The organism is Embleya sp. NPDC005575 (genome assembly GCF_040605455.1).
In the GTDB taxonomy this organism is placed as follows: Bacteria; Actinomycetota; Actinomycetes; order Streptomycetales; family Streptomycetaceae; genus Embleya.
Window position 1 is genome coordinate 1 of sequence record NZ_JBEXCV010000074.1, and the last position, 15,942, is coordinate 15,942.

Annotated in this window: 9 protein-coding genes; 6 read left to right on the top strand and 3 right to left on the bottom strand. The window is 71.6% G+C overall.

The genetic code is table 11. The annotated features are described in order from the left end of the window. The coding region (locus ABZS54_RS23805; protein ID WP_355539606.1) for a glycoside hydrolase family 3 N-terminal domain-containing protein at window positions 1–957 on the bottom strand (957 nt) is incomplete at its 3' end. 196 nt (window positions 958–1,153) lie between these two features. Between ABZS54_RS23805 and ABZS54_RS23810 the strand changes: the two genes are divergently transcribed. Continuing rightward, on the top strand, window positions 1,154–1,795 hold the full coding sequence (locus ABZS54_RS23810) for a TetR/AcrR family transcriptional regulator (protein ID WP_355539519.1): 642 nt from the start codon (window positions 1,154–1,156) through the stop codon (window positions 1,793–1,795). Between the two features lie 18 nt (window positions 1,796–1,813). Here the strand turns inward: ABZS54_RS23810 and ABZS54_RS23815 are convergent, their stop codons facing one another. After that, window positions 1,814–4,108 carry a hypothetical protein gene (locus tag ABZS54_RS23815; RefSeq protein WP_355539522.1) on the bottom strand — a complete coding sequence of 765 codons (2,295 nt, stop codon included), beginning with the start codon at window positions 4,106–4,108 and terminating at the stop codon, window positions 1,814–1,816. Window positions 4,109–4,491: 383 nt separating this feature from the next. After that, window positions 4,492–5,394 carry an alpha/beta fold hydrolase gene (locus ABZS54_RS23820; RefSeq protein WP_355539525.1) on the bottom strand — a complete coding sequence of 301 codons (903 nt, stop codon included), beginning with the start codon at window positions 5,392–5,394 and terminating at the stop codon, window positions 4,492–4,494. 356 nt (window positions 5,395–5,750) lie between these two features. Here ABZS54_RS23820 and ABZS54_RS23825 point away from each other — a divergent pair, with 356 nt between their 5' ends. The 5 genes from ABZS54_RS23825 to ABZS54_RS23845 all read left to right on the top strand — a co-directional run bounded on the left by ABZS54_RS23825 (window position 5,751) and on the right by ABZS54_RS23845 (window position 15,870). Continuing rightward, window positions 5,751–7,085: an ABC transporter substrate-binding protein gene (locus ABZS54_RS23825; RefSeq protein WP_355539528.1), complete on the top strand. Its 1,335-nt coding sequence runs from the start codon at window positions 5,751–5,753 to the stop codon at window positions 7,083–7,085. Window positions 7,086–7,118: 33 nt separating this feature from the next. Beyond that, window positions 7,119–9,509 carry an ATP-binding protein gene (locus tag ABZS54_RS23830; protein ID WP_355539531.1) on the top strand — a complete coding sequence of 797 codons (2,391 nt, stop codon included), beginning with the start codon at window positions 7,119–7,121 and terminating at the stop codon, window positions 9,507–9,509. Next, complete coding sequence (locus tag ABZS54_RS23835; RefSeq protein WP_355539534.1) at window positions 9,502–12,534, top strand: branched-chain amino acid ABC transporter permease/ATP-binding protein; 3,033 nt, start codon at window positions 9,502–9,504, stop codon at window positions 12,532–12,534. Before ABZS54_RS23830 ends, ABZS54_RS23835 begins: the two co-directional genes overlap by 8 nt. 3 nt (window positions 12,535–12,537) lie before the next feature. Further along, window positions 12,538–13,485: an alpha/beta hydrolase gene (locus ABZS54_RS23840; protein ID WP_355539537.1), complete on the top strand. Its 948-nt coding sequence runs from the start codon at window positions 12,538–12,540 to the stop codon at window positions 13,483–13,485. Between the two features lie 378 nt (window positions 13,486–13,863). Continuing rightward, the gene (locus ABZS54_RS23845) at window positions 13,864–15,870 is read left to right on the top strand and encodes a CocE/NonD family hydrolase (RefSeq protein ID WP_355539540.1); all 2,007 of its coding nucleotides are present in this window, start codon (window positions 13,864–13,866) and stop codon (window positions 15,868–15,870) included. Window positions 15,871–15,942: the final 72 nt, after the last annotated feature.

Below are 15,942 nucleotides of genomic sequence, written 5' to 3' on the forward strand. Positions count from 1 at the left end.
GGTGTCGCGCAGCAGCACCATGCCCGCCGCGGCGGCCTCGCGCAGCAGGGCCGCGGAGTCCGGCGCCGGGCGCGCGGGCGTGGGCGGCACGATCGCGGTGAGCGCGCCGACCCGGGCCGCGAGCAGCAGCAGCCGGCGCACCTTGCGCTCCACCGCCTCCTCCGGGACCAGGCCCGCGCGTACCGCGGCCACCAGCGCCGCGCCCCACGGCCGATCCGGCCCCGGACCCGGCATCGCCAGGTCCAGTTCGGCGCGCCCGGCGCCCTCGGTGGAGCGGGTCGCGAACCAGTCCGAGACGACCAATCCGTCGAATCCCCACTCGGTGCGCAACGGCGTTTCCAGCAACGGACTTTCCGTCATCGTGACGCCGTCCACGCTGTTGTACGCGGCCATCAGCGCCCAGACCCCGCCCGCGCGCACGATCTCCTCGAACGGGGCGAGGTGGATCTCGTGCAGCGCGCGCTCGGACATCCGTACGTCGACCGAGTAGCGCTCGGTCTCCGAGTCGTTGGCGGTGAAGTGCTTGACGGTGGCCGCCACGCCGCCGGTCTGGATGCCGCGCACCAGTGCCGCGCCGATCCGGCCGGACAGGAGCGGCTCCTCCGAGTAGCACTCGAAGTGCCGGCCGGCGTACGGGCTGCGCTGGAGGTTGACGGTCGGGCCGAGCACGATGTCCACGTCCTTGCGGCGCGCCTCGATCGCGAGCAGGCCGCCGAGCCGCTCGACCAGGTCCTCGTCCCAGGACGCGGCGAGCGCGGTCGGGCACGGCAGCGACGCGGACGGCTCGCGTTCGTCGAAGCGCTCGCCCCGCACTCCCGCCGGGCCGTCGCACAGCACCATCTCGCGCAGTCCGATGGCGGGTTCGGCGGCGGTTCGCCAAAATCCCGACCCGGTGAGCAGGCGGACCCTGGCTTCGAGATCGAGTCGGGCCAGGGCCGCCTCGATGTGTTCGTCGATGCGGGCGTCCGGCGCCCTGGGGCTGTACGTGGGGGTGGGAGTGGGAGTGGTTTCGAGCGGCTCGAAGGCGCCGGACGCCTTTTCGGCCGAGGACGGGGGAAGGGTGCGGTCATCATGACCGTTGGCCTGCGACACGCGGGGCACACTACATTCAATACATTCCAGGTGGAATGCTTTCACGAGGGGAGCCGGACGGATGTCGGATCGCACGGGGGCACGGGGCCCGTACGCGCGAGGTGTCGCACGGCGGCAGGAGATCGTGCACGCGGCGTTGGAGGTGTTCGCCACGCGCGGGTACGACGCGGTCTCGCTGCGCGAGATCGCCGCCCAGGTGGGCCTGTCGCATACCGGCCTGCGGCACCACTTCGCGTCGAAGGAGGAACTGCTCACCGCGGTGCTGCGCTACAAGGACGAGCTGACGTTGACCCCGGACGAGCCGGTGGACGTCTCCGGCATCGCCTGGGTGCGGGCCAGCCGGGACGTGGTCGCGCTCAACGCCCGGCAGCCGCTGCTGATCCGGCTGTTCGCGACGTTGTCCGTGCAGGCCACCGATCCCGCGCATCCGGCACACGCGTACTTCGTGGAGCGCTACCGGATCGCGCGCGAGATCGCCGCCGGGCACCTCGCGCAGGCCCGGGACGACGGCGACATCGCCGCCGACGTGGACGCCGAGCACAGCGCCGAGCTGATGCTGGCCGCGATGGACGGTCTCCAGGTGCAGTGGCTGCTCGAACCCGACCGGGTGGACATGGTGGCGGCCTACGGACAGTTCCTGGACCGCTTCCTGGCCGTGCTCGCCGTTCCGCTGCCCGAGGACGGTGGAACGGCGAAGCGGTGACCGGGAGGTGAGCCCGCGTCAGTCCGGCCGGCGGATGTCGTGCCGGCCTGCGGGGTAGGACCGGCCGGCGTGTACGAACGGCACCGGGCTGTGCACGCTCAACAGCCTCGGCGTCACCACCACCTCGATCGGTCCCGCCGGGCAGGGCACCGCGCCCGACGCCCGGGTCAGCCGGCCGAGCGCGGGTTCGATCCGGGCCACCGCGAAGCCGGGTTCGGCCGGCTCGACGCCCAGCACGCGCGTCATCAGGTCGCGGGTGGGCGTGGAGGACCAGCCGTGGCTGATCGTGCCGCCGTACCAGGTCTCGCTCCACGAGGTGTCGCTGCGCGCGAGCAGGGCCACCCAGTCCAGGCACAGGCCGGCGATCAGGTCGGCCCGGCCCGCCTGCGCCAGCGCGTCGTGCACCACGTAGCGGAAGAACGGCTGGGCGCGCACCACCCGGCGGCCGGTGTCCCACCACGGCTTCGGCGGCCCGGCCCGCAGGTGCGCGCCGCCGACCTCGGTGTCCGAGCCGGGTTCGGCGGGCCCGTCCGGGGCGCTGAAGGCGGCGTGCACGAGGTCCTCCTCGGCGGTGAGCACGGCCACCAGCCGCGCGATCCGCTCGGCCGGCACCAGGCCGCCCACGATCGCCGCCGCCTGGCCGTGCTGGGACGCCATCGGGCGGCGCTCACCGTCCGCGATCGAGTCCGCGTAGCGCTCCCGCTCCGGATCCCACAGCCGCTCGAAACCGGTGACGAGCCGGGCATGCGTGGTGCGCGCCCACGTTGCCCGGCCCGGATCGCCGAGCCAGTCCGCCAGTTCGGCGAACTCCAGGAGGGCCCGGCCCCACAGGCCGCACAGTGCCGCCGAGACGCCCTCGGTGTGCACGGCCGACCAGTCGATGATCACCCAGCCGAACACGTCGGTGGGCACGCCGGTGTCGTCCAGGAACGGCACGAACCAGCGCAACACCCGCTCGGCCACCGGCAGCAGCTCGGCGATCTCCTCCCGATCGCCGACGTAGCGGTACAGGTTCCACACCGAGTGCACCCAGTGCAGCGCCCAGTCCGGGATCACCGTGAAGTCGGCCCACTCGGCGTCTCCGGCCACCGCCATCGGCAACATCCCGTCCGAGCGTGGCGACGCGGCCAGCCGGGGATGCCAACGGGCCAGCCGCCAGTCGGAGTTGGTGGTCAGGTCGACCAACTGGTGCACCACCGCGTCGCCGGTCCAGGCCCGCTGCTCGCGGGTCGGGCAGTCGACGTAGGCATCCGCCGAACACAGCGTCACGGTGCGGCGTCCGACCCGCCAGATGTGTTCCAGGCGCGGATCCGAGCAGGCGAACCACGCGTCGCCGGTGACCGGATAGGTGCGTTCGCGGACCGCCACGCGGTGCACGGTGACGCCGTCCGGGGCCTCGACCAGGACGCCGCGCAGGCCGTAGGAGTCGAACGATTCCAGCTCGCGACGGGTGCCGTCGAGGGTCACCGCCAAGCTCGCGTCGTGTTCGCCGGGAGCGGGCCGTCCGCTCGGGTCGACGAACTCGGCGGTGTGCACGACGACCTCGGCGCCGGCCGGGCCGTGGGCATCGACGACCAGGGTGCCGGAGAGCACCTGCTTCGCCGCGTACGCGCCGGCCGAACTCGGGGTCAGGATCGTCTCGTGCGGTCGTGGCCAGGTGATCGGCCGGCCGCCGAACGGGCCGCCCGGGTAGCTGGGCGGCTCGGGCCGACCCGGCTCGCCGGTGGTCATCGCGCGCCGCAGTACCGCCGCCGGCCAACCGGGATCGTGGTCGGGATGTTGCCAATCGGCAGGCAGCGCACGGGCGTCGAGCAACTCGCGGCCGCGCCCGGAGACGGTGCCGCCGCCGGGGGTCGCGGTCCACCAGTCCAGGACGCGGGCCTGCCAGCGCTCGTCGGTGACGAACCACGCATCCGGACCGAGCCGGGCCTCCAGCACGAACGCGCCGTGCACCAGGTCGTTGCCGAACGGCGACGGCGGCAACCACCACGGATTCGGCCCGTCGTGGATCCAGGCGAGCGCGGTCACGAGGTTGGCGCCCGGCCGCAGATGGGCGGCCAGATCGAGGTCGTCGTACGGCCGGATGCGCGGATTCGCGCGCACCGGCCCGCGCGCCACCTCGACCCCGTTCACGGCCAGCGCGTACCCGGACAACGCGACCACGCGCGTGGGTACCCGCTCGGGCACTCGATCGAGATCGAGAACGGCTCGCAACGCGACGGCATGCCGCCCCTGTGGACGTCCACCCTCCGGTTCGGCCCAGATCCACCGGGCCCGCCACCGCCCGGGCGGAAAGTCGGTACTGAAGATCACGCGATCGTTCCTTCGTGTCGGAGAAAACAAACAGAACCGAGCCCGACTTCCGAGGGCCCATGAAGGCAATCAATCCGGGGGCGAACTGCCCGGGGGAGCGAGCTGGGGGTGGGCGACGCGGGGGGTTTGTGCGAGTCGACAGTGAGGGATTGTGGGTGGGCGAGCCGAGGGGTTGGGCGACTCGGGAGGTCGAACGATCCGGCAGGTTGAGCGATGCCGGTGCGCCAAGCGCTTCGGGATGCCGAACAATTCACCGAAGTCATGCGAAATCCAGCCCGGCCGGCGGGTGGGGCCACCTCGGTCGAAGGCGGGTCCCCTCAGCCGGTCCGGCGTTTGGGACAGAGCCGGACCGGCGCCTGAGGGCGAAGCCCGCGCCGACCCCGTCAGCGGGCCAGGTGCCCGCGGACCGCAGCCAACCAGGCATCCGGCCGCTCCGTCTGCGGGCTGTGCTTGGCCCCCGCGACGACTCGTAGCTCCGCCCCCCGAATACCCGCGGCAAACTGCTCGGCCGCGCCCCGAAGCCGTCGGTCGTGTTCGCCGACGACGACGGTCACCGGGCAGGACAACTCGGCCAACCGGCCGACCAGCGACGGGTACGCGCCCAGCGCCCGAGCGCAGCCGACGAACGCCTCCGGGTCCATCCCGGTGATTGCGCGGGTCTGCCGCTCGCGGCGGGCCGAGTCCTCGGGCGTGGCGTCCGCCGGTGTGCGGGTGAACGGCTTGAGCACGGTCAGCAGCGGACCCAGGCCGAACCTGCCCACCACCGCGTTCATGCCCGCGCTGAGCACCCGCGGCAGCGGCGTGGAGGTGGGTTCGGCGGCGGTGTCCATCAGCACGAGCGAGCGCACCCGGTCCGGGTGGGCCAGCGTGTACCGCAGCGCCAGGACGCCGCCCATCGAGTGGCCGAGCAGATCGATCGGCTCGGGCAGCATGCGCTCGACGAACCCCTCCAGATCGGCAAAGAGGTGGTCGAACGTGTAGGCGGATCGGTCCGCGAACTTGGTGCTGTCACCGTGCCCGCGATGGTCGTACGCGAGGACCCGTCGATCCCGCGCCAGGAGCGGCGCGACGCCGTCCCAGTCGGCCAGGCTGCCCGCGAATCCGTGCAGCAGGAGCAGCGGCGCGGTGCCCGGATCGGGCCCGACCGCGGGCAGGTCGCAATAGCGCAGGTCCGCCCCGGAGAACGGTGGTCGAGGGGTGTCGCGGTGGTGCGATTCGGCCTTGCCGTGTGTACCGCCGGCGAGGAGTCGGGATGATGCCGTCCACGAAAGCCTTCCATCTGGCATGTATTCGATGTTAGCGTCCCGCCGTCGTGATGTGACAACACAAATCCCCCCGGATTCGTCGGGGCCAGGGCCACCCGGCCGCCATTCCCACCACGGATGCGCCGTCGCACGTCGGTGCTCCCGGTGCTGCTCACCGCGGTCGCGCCGATCCCGCGCTCGTCGACTCCACCCGCCGACTCCACCCGCCGATTCCACCCGTCGACCGCACCCGCTGACCGCACCCATTCGTCGACCCCGCCGGCGCTTCGCCGCCGGACCGCACCGTTCCACCGCTGCTCCACTCGCTGTTCCAGCCCCGGAGCCGCGACCGAACCACCCGTGATCCACTGCTTCCTTCGAAGGACAGGTGAGCCCTTGTGTTGCTCCGAGGAGATGGACCCGCTCCGGCGCGACGTATCGCAGTAGGCGTCCTGCTCGCCGCCTTCGGCCTGACCGCTTCGGTCGGCTGCTCGGTCGAGAAGAAGTCGGACGACAGGAAGCCCGCCGGCCCGGCCGCGGCCCCGAGCGGCCCCGCGCGCGGCGTCACCGACACCACCGTCAAGCTCGGCGTCGCCGCGACCGACCCGGCCCAGCTCAAGGCTTTCGGCGTGCCGAGCGAGGGCCCGGCGAGCAAGGACATGTACGCCGCCTGGATCGCCGCGCAGAACAAGCGCGGCGGTGTCCAGGGCCGCACCATCGAACTCGCCTTCCGCCCGTTCCTGCCCACCGGCCCGGCCGAGGCGCAGGCCGCGTGTGTGGAATTGAGCGAGGACAAGAAGGTGTTCCTGGCGATCGGCATCCTCACCGGGGACACCCCGCTGTGCTTCACCGAGACGCACGGCACGCCGTACCTGGGGCAATGGGGGCAGTCCGCCGAACGCGACCGCCGCTCCAAGGCGCCGTTCGTCGCGCTGGAGATGGCCGACGACCGGCAGCGGGCCGCCGCGGTCAAGGCTCTGCTCGACCAGAAGCTGCTCCAGGGCAAGAAGGTCGCGCTCTACTGGGAGGCCCAGGACGCGGCGGTCACCAAGAACACCGTCAAGCCGCTCTTGGACGCGGCCGGCGTCGACGTGGTCGTGCAGACCCCGCTCGACGACTACGGCACCGACCAGGCCGCCGGCGACCAGGCGTTGGACACCCTGGTCCAGAAGATGCGCTCGGCGGGCGCCGACACGATCCTCAACACGTCCAACTTCTCCAACCTGATGATCGCGCTGCAACGTGCGAACTGGCTGCCCGAACAGGTATACGCGACCTCGGCCCAGGCACTCAGTCCGGCCGTGGTCAAGACCACCGGGATCAAGCCCGCGACGATGCAGCGGGTGACGGTGGCCGCGCCGTACATCCCGACCAAGTCGGAACTGCTCGCCGATCCGGCTGTGGCGGCGTGTGTGGACGAGTACAACGCGGGCGGCGTCGGTGAGCGCTTCGATGCGGCGGCGGCGAGCCGGGAGAGCCTGAGCGCGGTGGCCAACTCGTGCGCCGCGTTCCGGCTGTTCGTCCAGGCCGCCGACGCCGCCGGCCGCGACCTCACCGCCACGTCCTGGCAGCGCGGTGCCGAATCGCTGACCAAGCTCGCGCTGCCCGGCATGCCGCTCGCCTCCCTCTCCCCCGGCAAGCACAGCGCCGGCGACGCGGTGGGCGTGTACCGCTGGGACCCGGCGCAGAACCAGATGCTCCCGGCGGTGCCGCCGATCTCCGCCACGAAGTGACGGCACGCGAACCACGAGAAAGGCCGATCACATATGGACGGCGGCACCGCCGCACCCCAGCGGGACGACACCGCAGGCGAGCCGGGCAACCTGGCGGACCTCGCCGGTGCGGTCCTGGACGAATCACCTCGGGCGGCCGGACGCACGTCACCCGGCAGCCGGAAGTCGCCGCTGGCCCCCCACGGCCCCGCCGCCGACACCGCCGTCCCCGGTGTCGGCGGCGCCCCCGGACCGACCGGCGGGAAGCCGGCCGCCGAGCAACTGACCCTGCGTCAAGGGCTGCGCCGAGGCGGCACGTCCGTGTTCACGGTGCTGCTGATCCTGACCGCGCTCGACGAACTCGAAGGCGCCGCGCTCGCGGTGCTCGCCCCCGACATCCGGGACAGCCTGGGCGTGGGCAACGGCACCATCGTCTTCCTCGGCGTCGCCGCGGGCGCGTTCACCGTGCTCGGCGCGGTGCCGATGGGCTGGATCGCGGACCGCTTCCGGCGCGGTCCGGTGATCGGCGTCTCCACCGCGTTCTTCGCCGTGATGGTGTTCCTGTCCGGCTTCGCGACGAACGCGTTCATGTTCTTCTGGACCCGGTTCGGCGCGGGCGTGGCCAAGTCCAACAGCGGTCCCGTGCAGGGGTCGTTGTTGGCCGACACCTACCCGATCGGGATCCGCGGCCGACTCGGCGCCTCGATCGGCGTGTCCGGCCGGCTCTGCGCGGTGCTCAGCCCGCTGGTGGTCGGCGGCATCGCCGCGGCGGTCGGCGGACCCGACGGCTGGCGGTGGGCGTACTACCTGCTCGGCCTGCCGGTCGTGATCTTCGCCGCGTTCGCGTTCTTCCTGCCCGAACCCCCGCGCGGGCAATGGGAGAAGGCCGACGTGCTCGGCGAGGTGATCGAGGACGAGAACCCGCCGCCGATCTCGATCGAGGCGGCGTTCGCCCGACTGGGCCGGATCCGCACCCTCAAGACGGTGATCCTGGCCTTTGCGGCGATGGGTTTCGGCCTGTTCACCACACCCGTGCTGGGCAACCTGTTCCTGGAACAGGAGTACGGCCTGGACGCGTTCGACCGGGGCCTGGTCGGCACCGCCGGCGGCATCGGCGGACTGCTCGTCCTGCCGTTCATCGGTCGCTACTACGACCGCCGCTTCCGCGAGGACCCGGCACAGGCGCTGCGCCTGATCGGGTTGTTGATCGTGCCCTCGGCGCTGTTCGCGCCGCTGCAGTACTTCTCGCCCAACCCGGTGCTCTACACCGTCTTCGGCGTGCCGCAGATCGTGCTGCTGTCCTGCGCGTTCGCGCTGATGGGTCCGCTGATGCAGACGATCGTGCCGTATCGGCTGCGCGGCCTGGGCACCGCGATGGCGTCCATCTACGTGTTCTTCATCGGCGCCACCGGCGGCGGCCTGGTCTCCGCGCCGCTGATCGACAGCTTCGGCCCGCGTACCGCGGTGCTTGTCACCCTGGTTCCGGCCACCGTCATCGGCGGTCTGCTGATCATGCGCGGCGCCGGCTACGTGCGCGACGACCTCGCGCTGATCGTGGCCGAACTGCACGAGGAACACCAGGAATACGAGCGTCGGCAGGCCCGACCGGATCAGGTTCCGGTGCTCCAGCTCAACCACGTGGACTTCTCCTACGGCCAGGTCCAGGTCCTGTTCGACGTCGGCTTCGAGGTCCGACGCGGCGAGGTGCTGGCACTGCTCGGCACCAACGGCGCGGGCAAGTCGACGATCCTGCGGGCGATCGCGGGGCTGGCCACGCCCGAACGCGGGGTGATCCGACTGGGCGGACGTACCGTCACCTTCGTCGCCCCCGAGCAGCGGATCCGGCTGGGCATCGTGTCGTTGGCGGGCGGTGCGGGCGTGTTCCCCGGGATGAGCGTGCGGGAGAACCTGGAGATGGGCGCGTACATTCACCGGGGCGATCCCGAACAGGTGCGGACCCGGATCGAGCGTTCGCTGGGGCTGTTCCCGCAGTTGGTCGAGCGAGCCGACGAGCCGGCCTCGGCGCTGTCCGGCGGGCAGCAGCAGATGTTGGCGCTGGCCATGGCGCTGTTGCACGACCCCGAGGTGCTGCTGATCGACGAACTCTCGCTCGGTCTGGCGCCGGCGATGGTGGCCGAACTGCTCGCGGTGATCGAGCGACTGAAGGCCGAGGGCCTCGCGATGATCGTGGTGGAACAGTCGCTGAACGTGGCGATGTCGATCGCCGATCGGGCGATCTTCCTGGAGAAGGGCCGGATCCGGTTCGAGGGAGCGGCGGCCGACCTGGCCGAACGCGACTTCGTTCGGGCGGTGTTCCTGGGCGGCGAGGCGGAGGCGGGGGACCCGGCAGTTCCCGCCGATCCCGCCGGCTTCTTCGATCCGGCCGATCCCGCCGGTTCCGTCGATCCCGTCGGTACCGAGGAAAAGGGTGTCGACCATGGCTGACCTGATGACTCGCCAGATCGCCTTCGACGGCCTGGTCAACGGCCTTGCGATCGGCCTGATCGCACTGGGCATCGTGCTGGTGTACCGCTCCAGCCGGGTGATCAACTTCGCGGTCGGCAACCTTGGCCTGATCGGCGCGGCGCTGCTGCCGCTCGCGGTGATCAACTATGGCGTGCCGTTCTGGGCCGCCCTGGTCGGTGCCCTGATGGTCGGTACGCTCGCCGGCACCATCGTCGAACTCGCGGTGATTCGCCGGTTGTTCGACTCGGCCCGGGTGACCGTACTGATCGCCACCATCGGCGTTGCGCAGGCGTGCGTGGCGGCGGTGCGCGCGCTGCCCGACGTGGACGGCGCGGTCCGCGCGAGCTACCCGGTGGCGATCACCTCGCAGTGGGAGATCGCCGGAGTCCGGGTGACCGGCGCGCAGGTCTGCGTCCTGGTGGTGGTCCCGGTCGTGGCGGGCGCACTGACCTGGTTCCTCGGCCGGACCACCCAGGGCCGCGCGGTCACCGCGTCCGCCGAGAATCCCAACCTGGCCCGCACGGTCGGGATCAGCCCCAAGATCGTGTCCACCGTGGTCTGGACCCTGGCCGGCCTGCTCTCGACCCTCGCGATGATCCTGATCGCCGGCCAGTCCGGCCGGGTCGCCGCCACCGCCGACCTGGGCCCCAACACCATGGTCCGGGCGATGGCCGCCGCAGTCGTCGCGGGCCTGACCTCGTTCCGCTGGTCGATGCTGGCCGGCGTCCTGATCGGCGTGCTCCAGGCGGCCGTTCGGTTCAACTTCGTCGAACAGAGCGGCCTGGTCGACTTCCTGCTGTTGTGCGCTGTGGTCACCGCGGTGTGGGTACGCGCCCGGCGCGACGCCCGCACCGACGGTCGCGGCGACGTGCGCGCGTTCGCCACCGGACCACGCCCGGCGCCGATCCCGGAACGGCTGCGCGGCATCTGGTGGATCCGGCACCTGAACAGACTCGCCCTGGTCGTACCGCTCCTGGTCGCCGTGCTGCTGCCGCTCGTGGTCACCCAGGCATCCCGGCACCTGCTCTACGGCACGATCCTGGCCTTCGCGATCTGCGCCTGCTCGCTCACCGTGCTCACCGGCTGGGCCGGGCAACTCTCGCTCGGCCAGATGGCGTTCGCCGGCCTGGGTGCGCTGACTACGGCCGCGCTCACCCGGGGTGTCTCGATCGACATCGGTGCTGACCGCACGATCGCCTTCCAGGCCCTGCCGTTCGCCCTCTCCGCGCTGCTCGCCGCACTGGTCACGGCCGCGCTGGCGGCGATCGTCGGCGCAGGCGCATTGCGGGTGGACGGCATGCTGCTCGCCGTCAGCACCTTCGCACTCGGCGTCGCCGCGGCCGGCTACCTCTACCGGCGGCCGTTCCTCACCGACGGCAACGCGTCCTCGGTGCCGCTGCCCAGAGGCGACCTGTTCGGCTTGGACCTGTCCAATGAACGCACCTACTACTACGTGCTGTTGGCCGTGCTGATCGTGGTCCTGGCACTGATCGCCCGGCTGCGTGCGCACGGCACCGGGCGGCGCACCATCGCGGTGCGCGACAACCCGGAGGCGGCGGCCGCCTGTACCGTCGCGCCGCTGCGCACCAAGGTCACCGCGTTCGCGCTGTCCGGGGCGATCGCCGGACTCGGCGGCGCGCTGCTCGCGGGGAGCGTGCAGAGCGTGCCGCTGACCGAACGATTCTTCCAGGTCTCGGATTCGCTGACCCTGGTGGCGATCGTGGTGATCGGCGGCCTCGGCTCCACCGTCGGCCCGGTGATCGGGGCGGTGTGGGTGATCGGACTGCCCACGTTCTTCCCCGGGAACTCGCTCGTGCCGATCTTCGCCTCCAGCATCGGACTGCTGGTACTGCTCCTGTACTTCCCGGGCGGACTGACCCAGATCGCGAATGCGGCGCGCGCGGCGGTGCTGCGCTGGGCCGAAGGGCGGCTGTCGGCGGAACCCGCGCCGTCGACGCCTGTGCCGAAACCGGAACCTTCCCTGCGAGTTCGCGAGCGGACCGAGACGCCGGCGGCCCCGACCGACGCTCCGGTACTGGTCACGCGTGGGGTGTCCGTGCGCTACGGCGGCAACACCGCCGTGGACTCGGTATCGATCCAGCTGCGCCCCGGCGAGATCCTCGGTCTGATCGGCACCAACGGCGCGGGCAAGTCCACGCTGCTCAACGCGATCGGCGGATTCGCACCGGCCACCGGAACGGTCGAACTGCTCGGCCGGGACGTCTCACGCCTGGCCCCCGCCAGGCGGGCCGCGCTCGGCCTCGGGCGCACCTTCCAGGCGGCCCGCCTTTTCCCGGAACTCACGGTGCGGGAGACCGTGTTGGTCGCGCTGGAGGCGCGCCGCCGCTCCGGCCTGATGTCGACCGCACTGCTCCTGCCCGCCGCCACCCGCGCCGAACGACACCGACGGGCCGAGGCGGCCGACCTGATCGACCTGGTCGGCTTGGGCCGCTACGCCGATACGCCAGTGGCGCAATTGTCCACCGGCACCCGGCGGATCGTCGAACTGGCCAACCTGATCGCGCTGGACGCACGGGTGTTGTGCCTGGACGAGCCGACCGCCGGCGTCGCCCAACGCGAGACCGAGGCGCTGGGCCCGCTGTTGCTGCGACTGCGCCGGGAACTGGACGCCGCGATGATCGTGATCGAGCACGACATGCCGTTCATGATGTCGATCAGCGATCGGCTGTACTGCCTGGCCGCCGGGCGGGTGATCAGCGAGGGCGCACCGGAACAGGTGCGCACCGACCCGGCCGTGATCGCCGGCTACCTCGGCACCGACGCGCGCGCGATCGACCGGTCGGGCGCGGCGACCGGGGGTGTCCCTACCGCGGCCGCTCCCGAGCCCGGGTCCGAGCCCGGGTCCGAGCCCGGGTCCGAGCCGGGATCCGAGCCCGAGCCGGAGACCGATTCCGGGTCCGGCTCCCGGGCCAAGCCCGAGCCCAAGCCCAAGCCCGGCCCTTCCCTGTCGCACCCCGTGCCCGACCCCGTGATGGAGAGCTGACCCATGCCCCTGGATCCGCCGATTCAGCGCATCATCGACCTGCTGGCCGCCCACCGCGACAACAACGAGCCGCCCGGGACCCTGGAGGAGCGGCGCAAGCTCGCGAACGCGACCATGCGACTGGCGTTCACCGGCCGGCCCGACGACGTCACCGCCACCGACCACCGGGTGCCGGTCGCGGACGGCGAGATCACCGTCCGGATCCTGCGACCGGACGGACTGCCCGTCGTCGCACCGGTGTTCTACTTCATCCACGGCGGCGGCTGGTTCCAGGGCGACTTGGACACCGCCGAAGTCGAGCTCGGGCCGATCACCTCGCTGGTGTCCTGCGCGGTGGCCCTGGTCGACTACCGGCTCGCGCCCGAACACCCCTACCCCGTACCGCTGGAGGACTGCGTCGCGGGCTACGCGTGGCTGCACGCCAACCATGCCGAACTCGGCCTGGATTCCGAGCGGATCGCCGTCGGCGGGTGCAGCGCGGGCGGCAATCTGGCCGCCGCGCTGTGCCTGGTCGCCCGCGATCGGGAACTGCCGATGCCGTGCGCCCAGTTGCTCGACGTGCCCTGCCTGGACCTGACCCGGATGGACCCCGACCCCGAGGCGAACCTCGACTTCGGCGGCCTGACCCCCGAGGCTTGTAACGAGTTCTTCGGCCTCTACCTGGCCGGCGTCACCGACCCGCGCGATCCCAGAGTCTCGCCGATGTACGAGCCCGACCTGAGCGGCCTGCCGCCGGCCGTGATCACCGTCGCCGAATACGACCCGGTCCGCGACCAGGGGGAGCGCTACCTGACCCGGCTGCACGAAGCGGGGGTTGCGGGCGCGGCCTTCCGCGTGCTGGCCCACCTGCATGGCGGCTGGGTCATCCCCGGCACCGTCACCCACGCCCTCGTCGGCGACCTTCGAGCCGCCTCCGTGCGCCGAGCACTCACCGGGACGCTAGCGCCCTGATCGGGACGCTTGTGTTCCGACCCGGGCGCTCCGTCCCGACCGGGATGTTCGCGCCCTGACCGGGATGCTCGCCTCTCGACACCCCCCGAACGGTCGTTCTCGAACGTCGTGCGGCCCTGCCACGGCCCGCTCTCCGGGAACCCGGAGTGGTCGGCGGCCCGGGTCGTCCGTCGTTCGAGCACGACGCAGCCGCCGGCCGGCCCCGTGGGCCGAGCCGCCATGCGGCCGTCTCGGCACGCCCCGCCTCGCGGCCGTGCCCGTCCTGCGCCGTCGGGCCCGTCCGGGCCCGACGCGAACGATTACCGATTCCATCCATCCCACCCAACGCACTTCGCGCCACCGTCCCCCCTCGCATCGCGTGATCCTTGGAGGCCAAGGGTGTCCGTCCACATACCCGTCCACTCTCCCCGGCAACGAACAGCACGCAGAGCGGCCCGCCGACGTATCGGCGTCGCCCTCGCCTCGACTCTCGCCCTGCTCGCCGCGTTGTTCGGCGCGGTACCCGCGAGTTCGACGCCCGCCGCTGCGACGCCGCTCGTGCAGGGCAGCGTTGCTCAGTACGGCATCGCCAAGCAGCAGAACCTGCCTGTCACGATGTCCGACGGCACGGTCCTGCGCGTCGACGTCTACACACCGGCCGCAGCCGGCACCAACACGCCCGCAGCCGGCTCCTTCCCGGTGCTGCTGACCCAGACCCCGTACGGCAAGGGCTCCACCGAGGCCGAGCTGTCCTGGTTCGTCCAGCGTGGCTACATCGCCATCGCCGCGGACGTGCGCGGTACCGGCACCTCCAACGGTTCGTGGTCGCCGTGGGCGCCCAAGGAGGCCCAGGACGGCGCCGAACTGGTCGCCTATGCGGCTCAGGTGCCGCACTCCGATGGCAAGGTCGGCCTCAACGGCGGTTCCTACGCCGGCATCAACCAGATCATGACCGCCGCGTCCGTCGGCCCGAACTCGCCGGTCAAGGCGATCTTCCCGCTGGTGGCCGGCAACGACCTGTACCGCGAACTGGCCACAATGGGCGGCATCCCGGATGCCCAGTTCATGTCCTTCTGGCTGACCTACACCGGCATCTCGCACATGACCGCACCGCTGGCCGAGGCACTGCGCCAGGGCTCGACGCAGAACATCCTGGACACCCTGACCCTGGAGCTGCAACACCTCGGCGGCGTCGCCTCGGCCAACCTGCCGATCCTCACCGGCCTGCTCGGCGGCGGCGAGCAGGCGTACGACGGCACATTCTGGCAGCAGCGCCGACCGGCGGACCTGCTGGGCAACGTGGTCGCCAATGGCGTGCCCGCGTTCCTGGTCGGTGGTTGGTACGACCTGTTCCAGCGCGGCGCGTTGATGAACTACGCCGGTCTGCAGAACGCGTGGGCGGGCCGCCCGGTGGGCGCGCCGATGATCGCCGGCCAGCCGGTTACCGACCGCTACCAGCTCCTGATGGGGCCGTGGTACCACGACCCGCGCCAGGACCCGACGCTGGACCTGCCGGGTCTGCAACTGCGGTGGTATGACAAGTGGTTGAAGGGCATCGACACCGGCATCACCGGCGGCGCCAACCCGAACCCGCTGCACGTCAAGGAACTGGGCAGCAACCGCTGGCTGGACACCCGCAACTATCCGTTCACCGGCGCCGACCCAACCCGCCTCTACCTGGACAAGGGCCGCACCGGCAGCGCACCGGCCTCCGCGAACGACGGCCTGCTCACTCCGAACGCGCCCACCGGCAACGGCAGCGAGTGGATCAGCTGGACCACCAACAACAGTCCGTGTACCCGCTCGACCGCGCAATGGATCGGCGGTTTCATCAAGGATCCCGCCTGTACCGACAGCAACACGGCGCGGGAGACCGGTTCGAGTTCGCTGGTCTACACGACCGCCCCGATGACCGAGACCAAGGTGCTCGCCGGTCCGATCGGCGCGACCCTGTACGCCCAATCAAACACCCCCGAGACGCACTGGGTGGTCACCGTCACCGACGTGGCCCCCGACGGCTCCTCCGTCCCGCTCAGCTCCGGCGCCCTGGCCGGCTCGCACCGCGCCCTCGACCCGGCTCGCACCTGGTACGCCCCGGACGGCACGACCCTGATGCCGTACCACCCGTCCACCCAGACCACCACGACATCCGTGCAGCCGAACCAGATCACCCGCTACGACATCGAGGTCTTCCCGACCTTCGCCTCGATCGCCCCGGGCCACCGGATCCGGGTGAACGTCACCACGGCCGACACCCCGCACCTGGCCGCGACCCTGACCCAGACCCCGGGCCTGCTGGCCGGCATCTGGCAGGTGAAGTCGGGGCCGGCCAACCCGTCCTCGGTGACGATCCCGCTGGCCTCGGCTACGGCGTTCGGAACCCCGTGCACGAGCGTTTGCCCGTGACGGGTTGAGCGCTGTTGCTCCATGGTTCGTGTGCGGGCGTTCGGCCGGGGGTGTGGATCCCCGGCCGGGCGC

What these genes read in the sequence shown, in the direction of transcription:
- ABZS54_RS23840 (WP_355539537.1), top strand. Translation starts at nt 12,538, where the DNA reads ATGCCCCTGGATCCGCCGATTCAGCGCATCATCGACCTGCTGGCCGCC.
- ABZS54_RS23820 (WP_355539525.1), bottom strand. Translation starts at nt 5,394, where the DNA reads ATGCCAGATGGAAGGCTTTCGTGGACGGCATCATCCCGACTCCTCGCC.
- ABZS54_RS23810 (WP_355539519.1), top strand. Translation starts at nt 1,154, where the DNA reads ATGTCGGATCGCACGGGGGCACGGGGCCCGTACGCGCGAGGTGTCGCA.
- ABZS54_RS23830 (WP_355539531.1), top strand. Translation starts at nt 7,119, where the DNA reads ATGGACGGCGGCACCGCCGCACCCCAGCGGGACGACACCGCAGGCGAG.
- ABZS54_RS23835 (WP_355539534.1), top strand. Translation starts at nt 9,502, where the DNA reads ATGGCTGACCTGATGACTCGCCAGATCGCCTTCGACGGCCTGGTCAAC.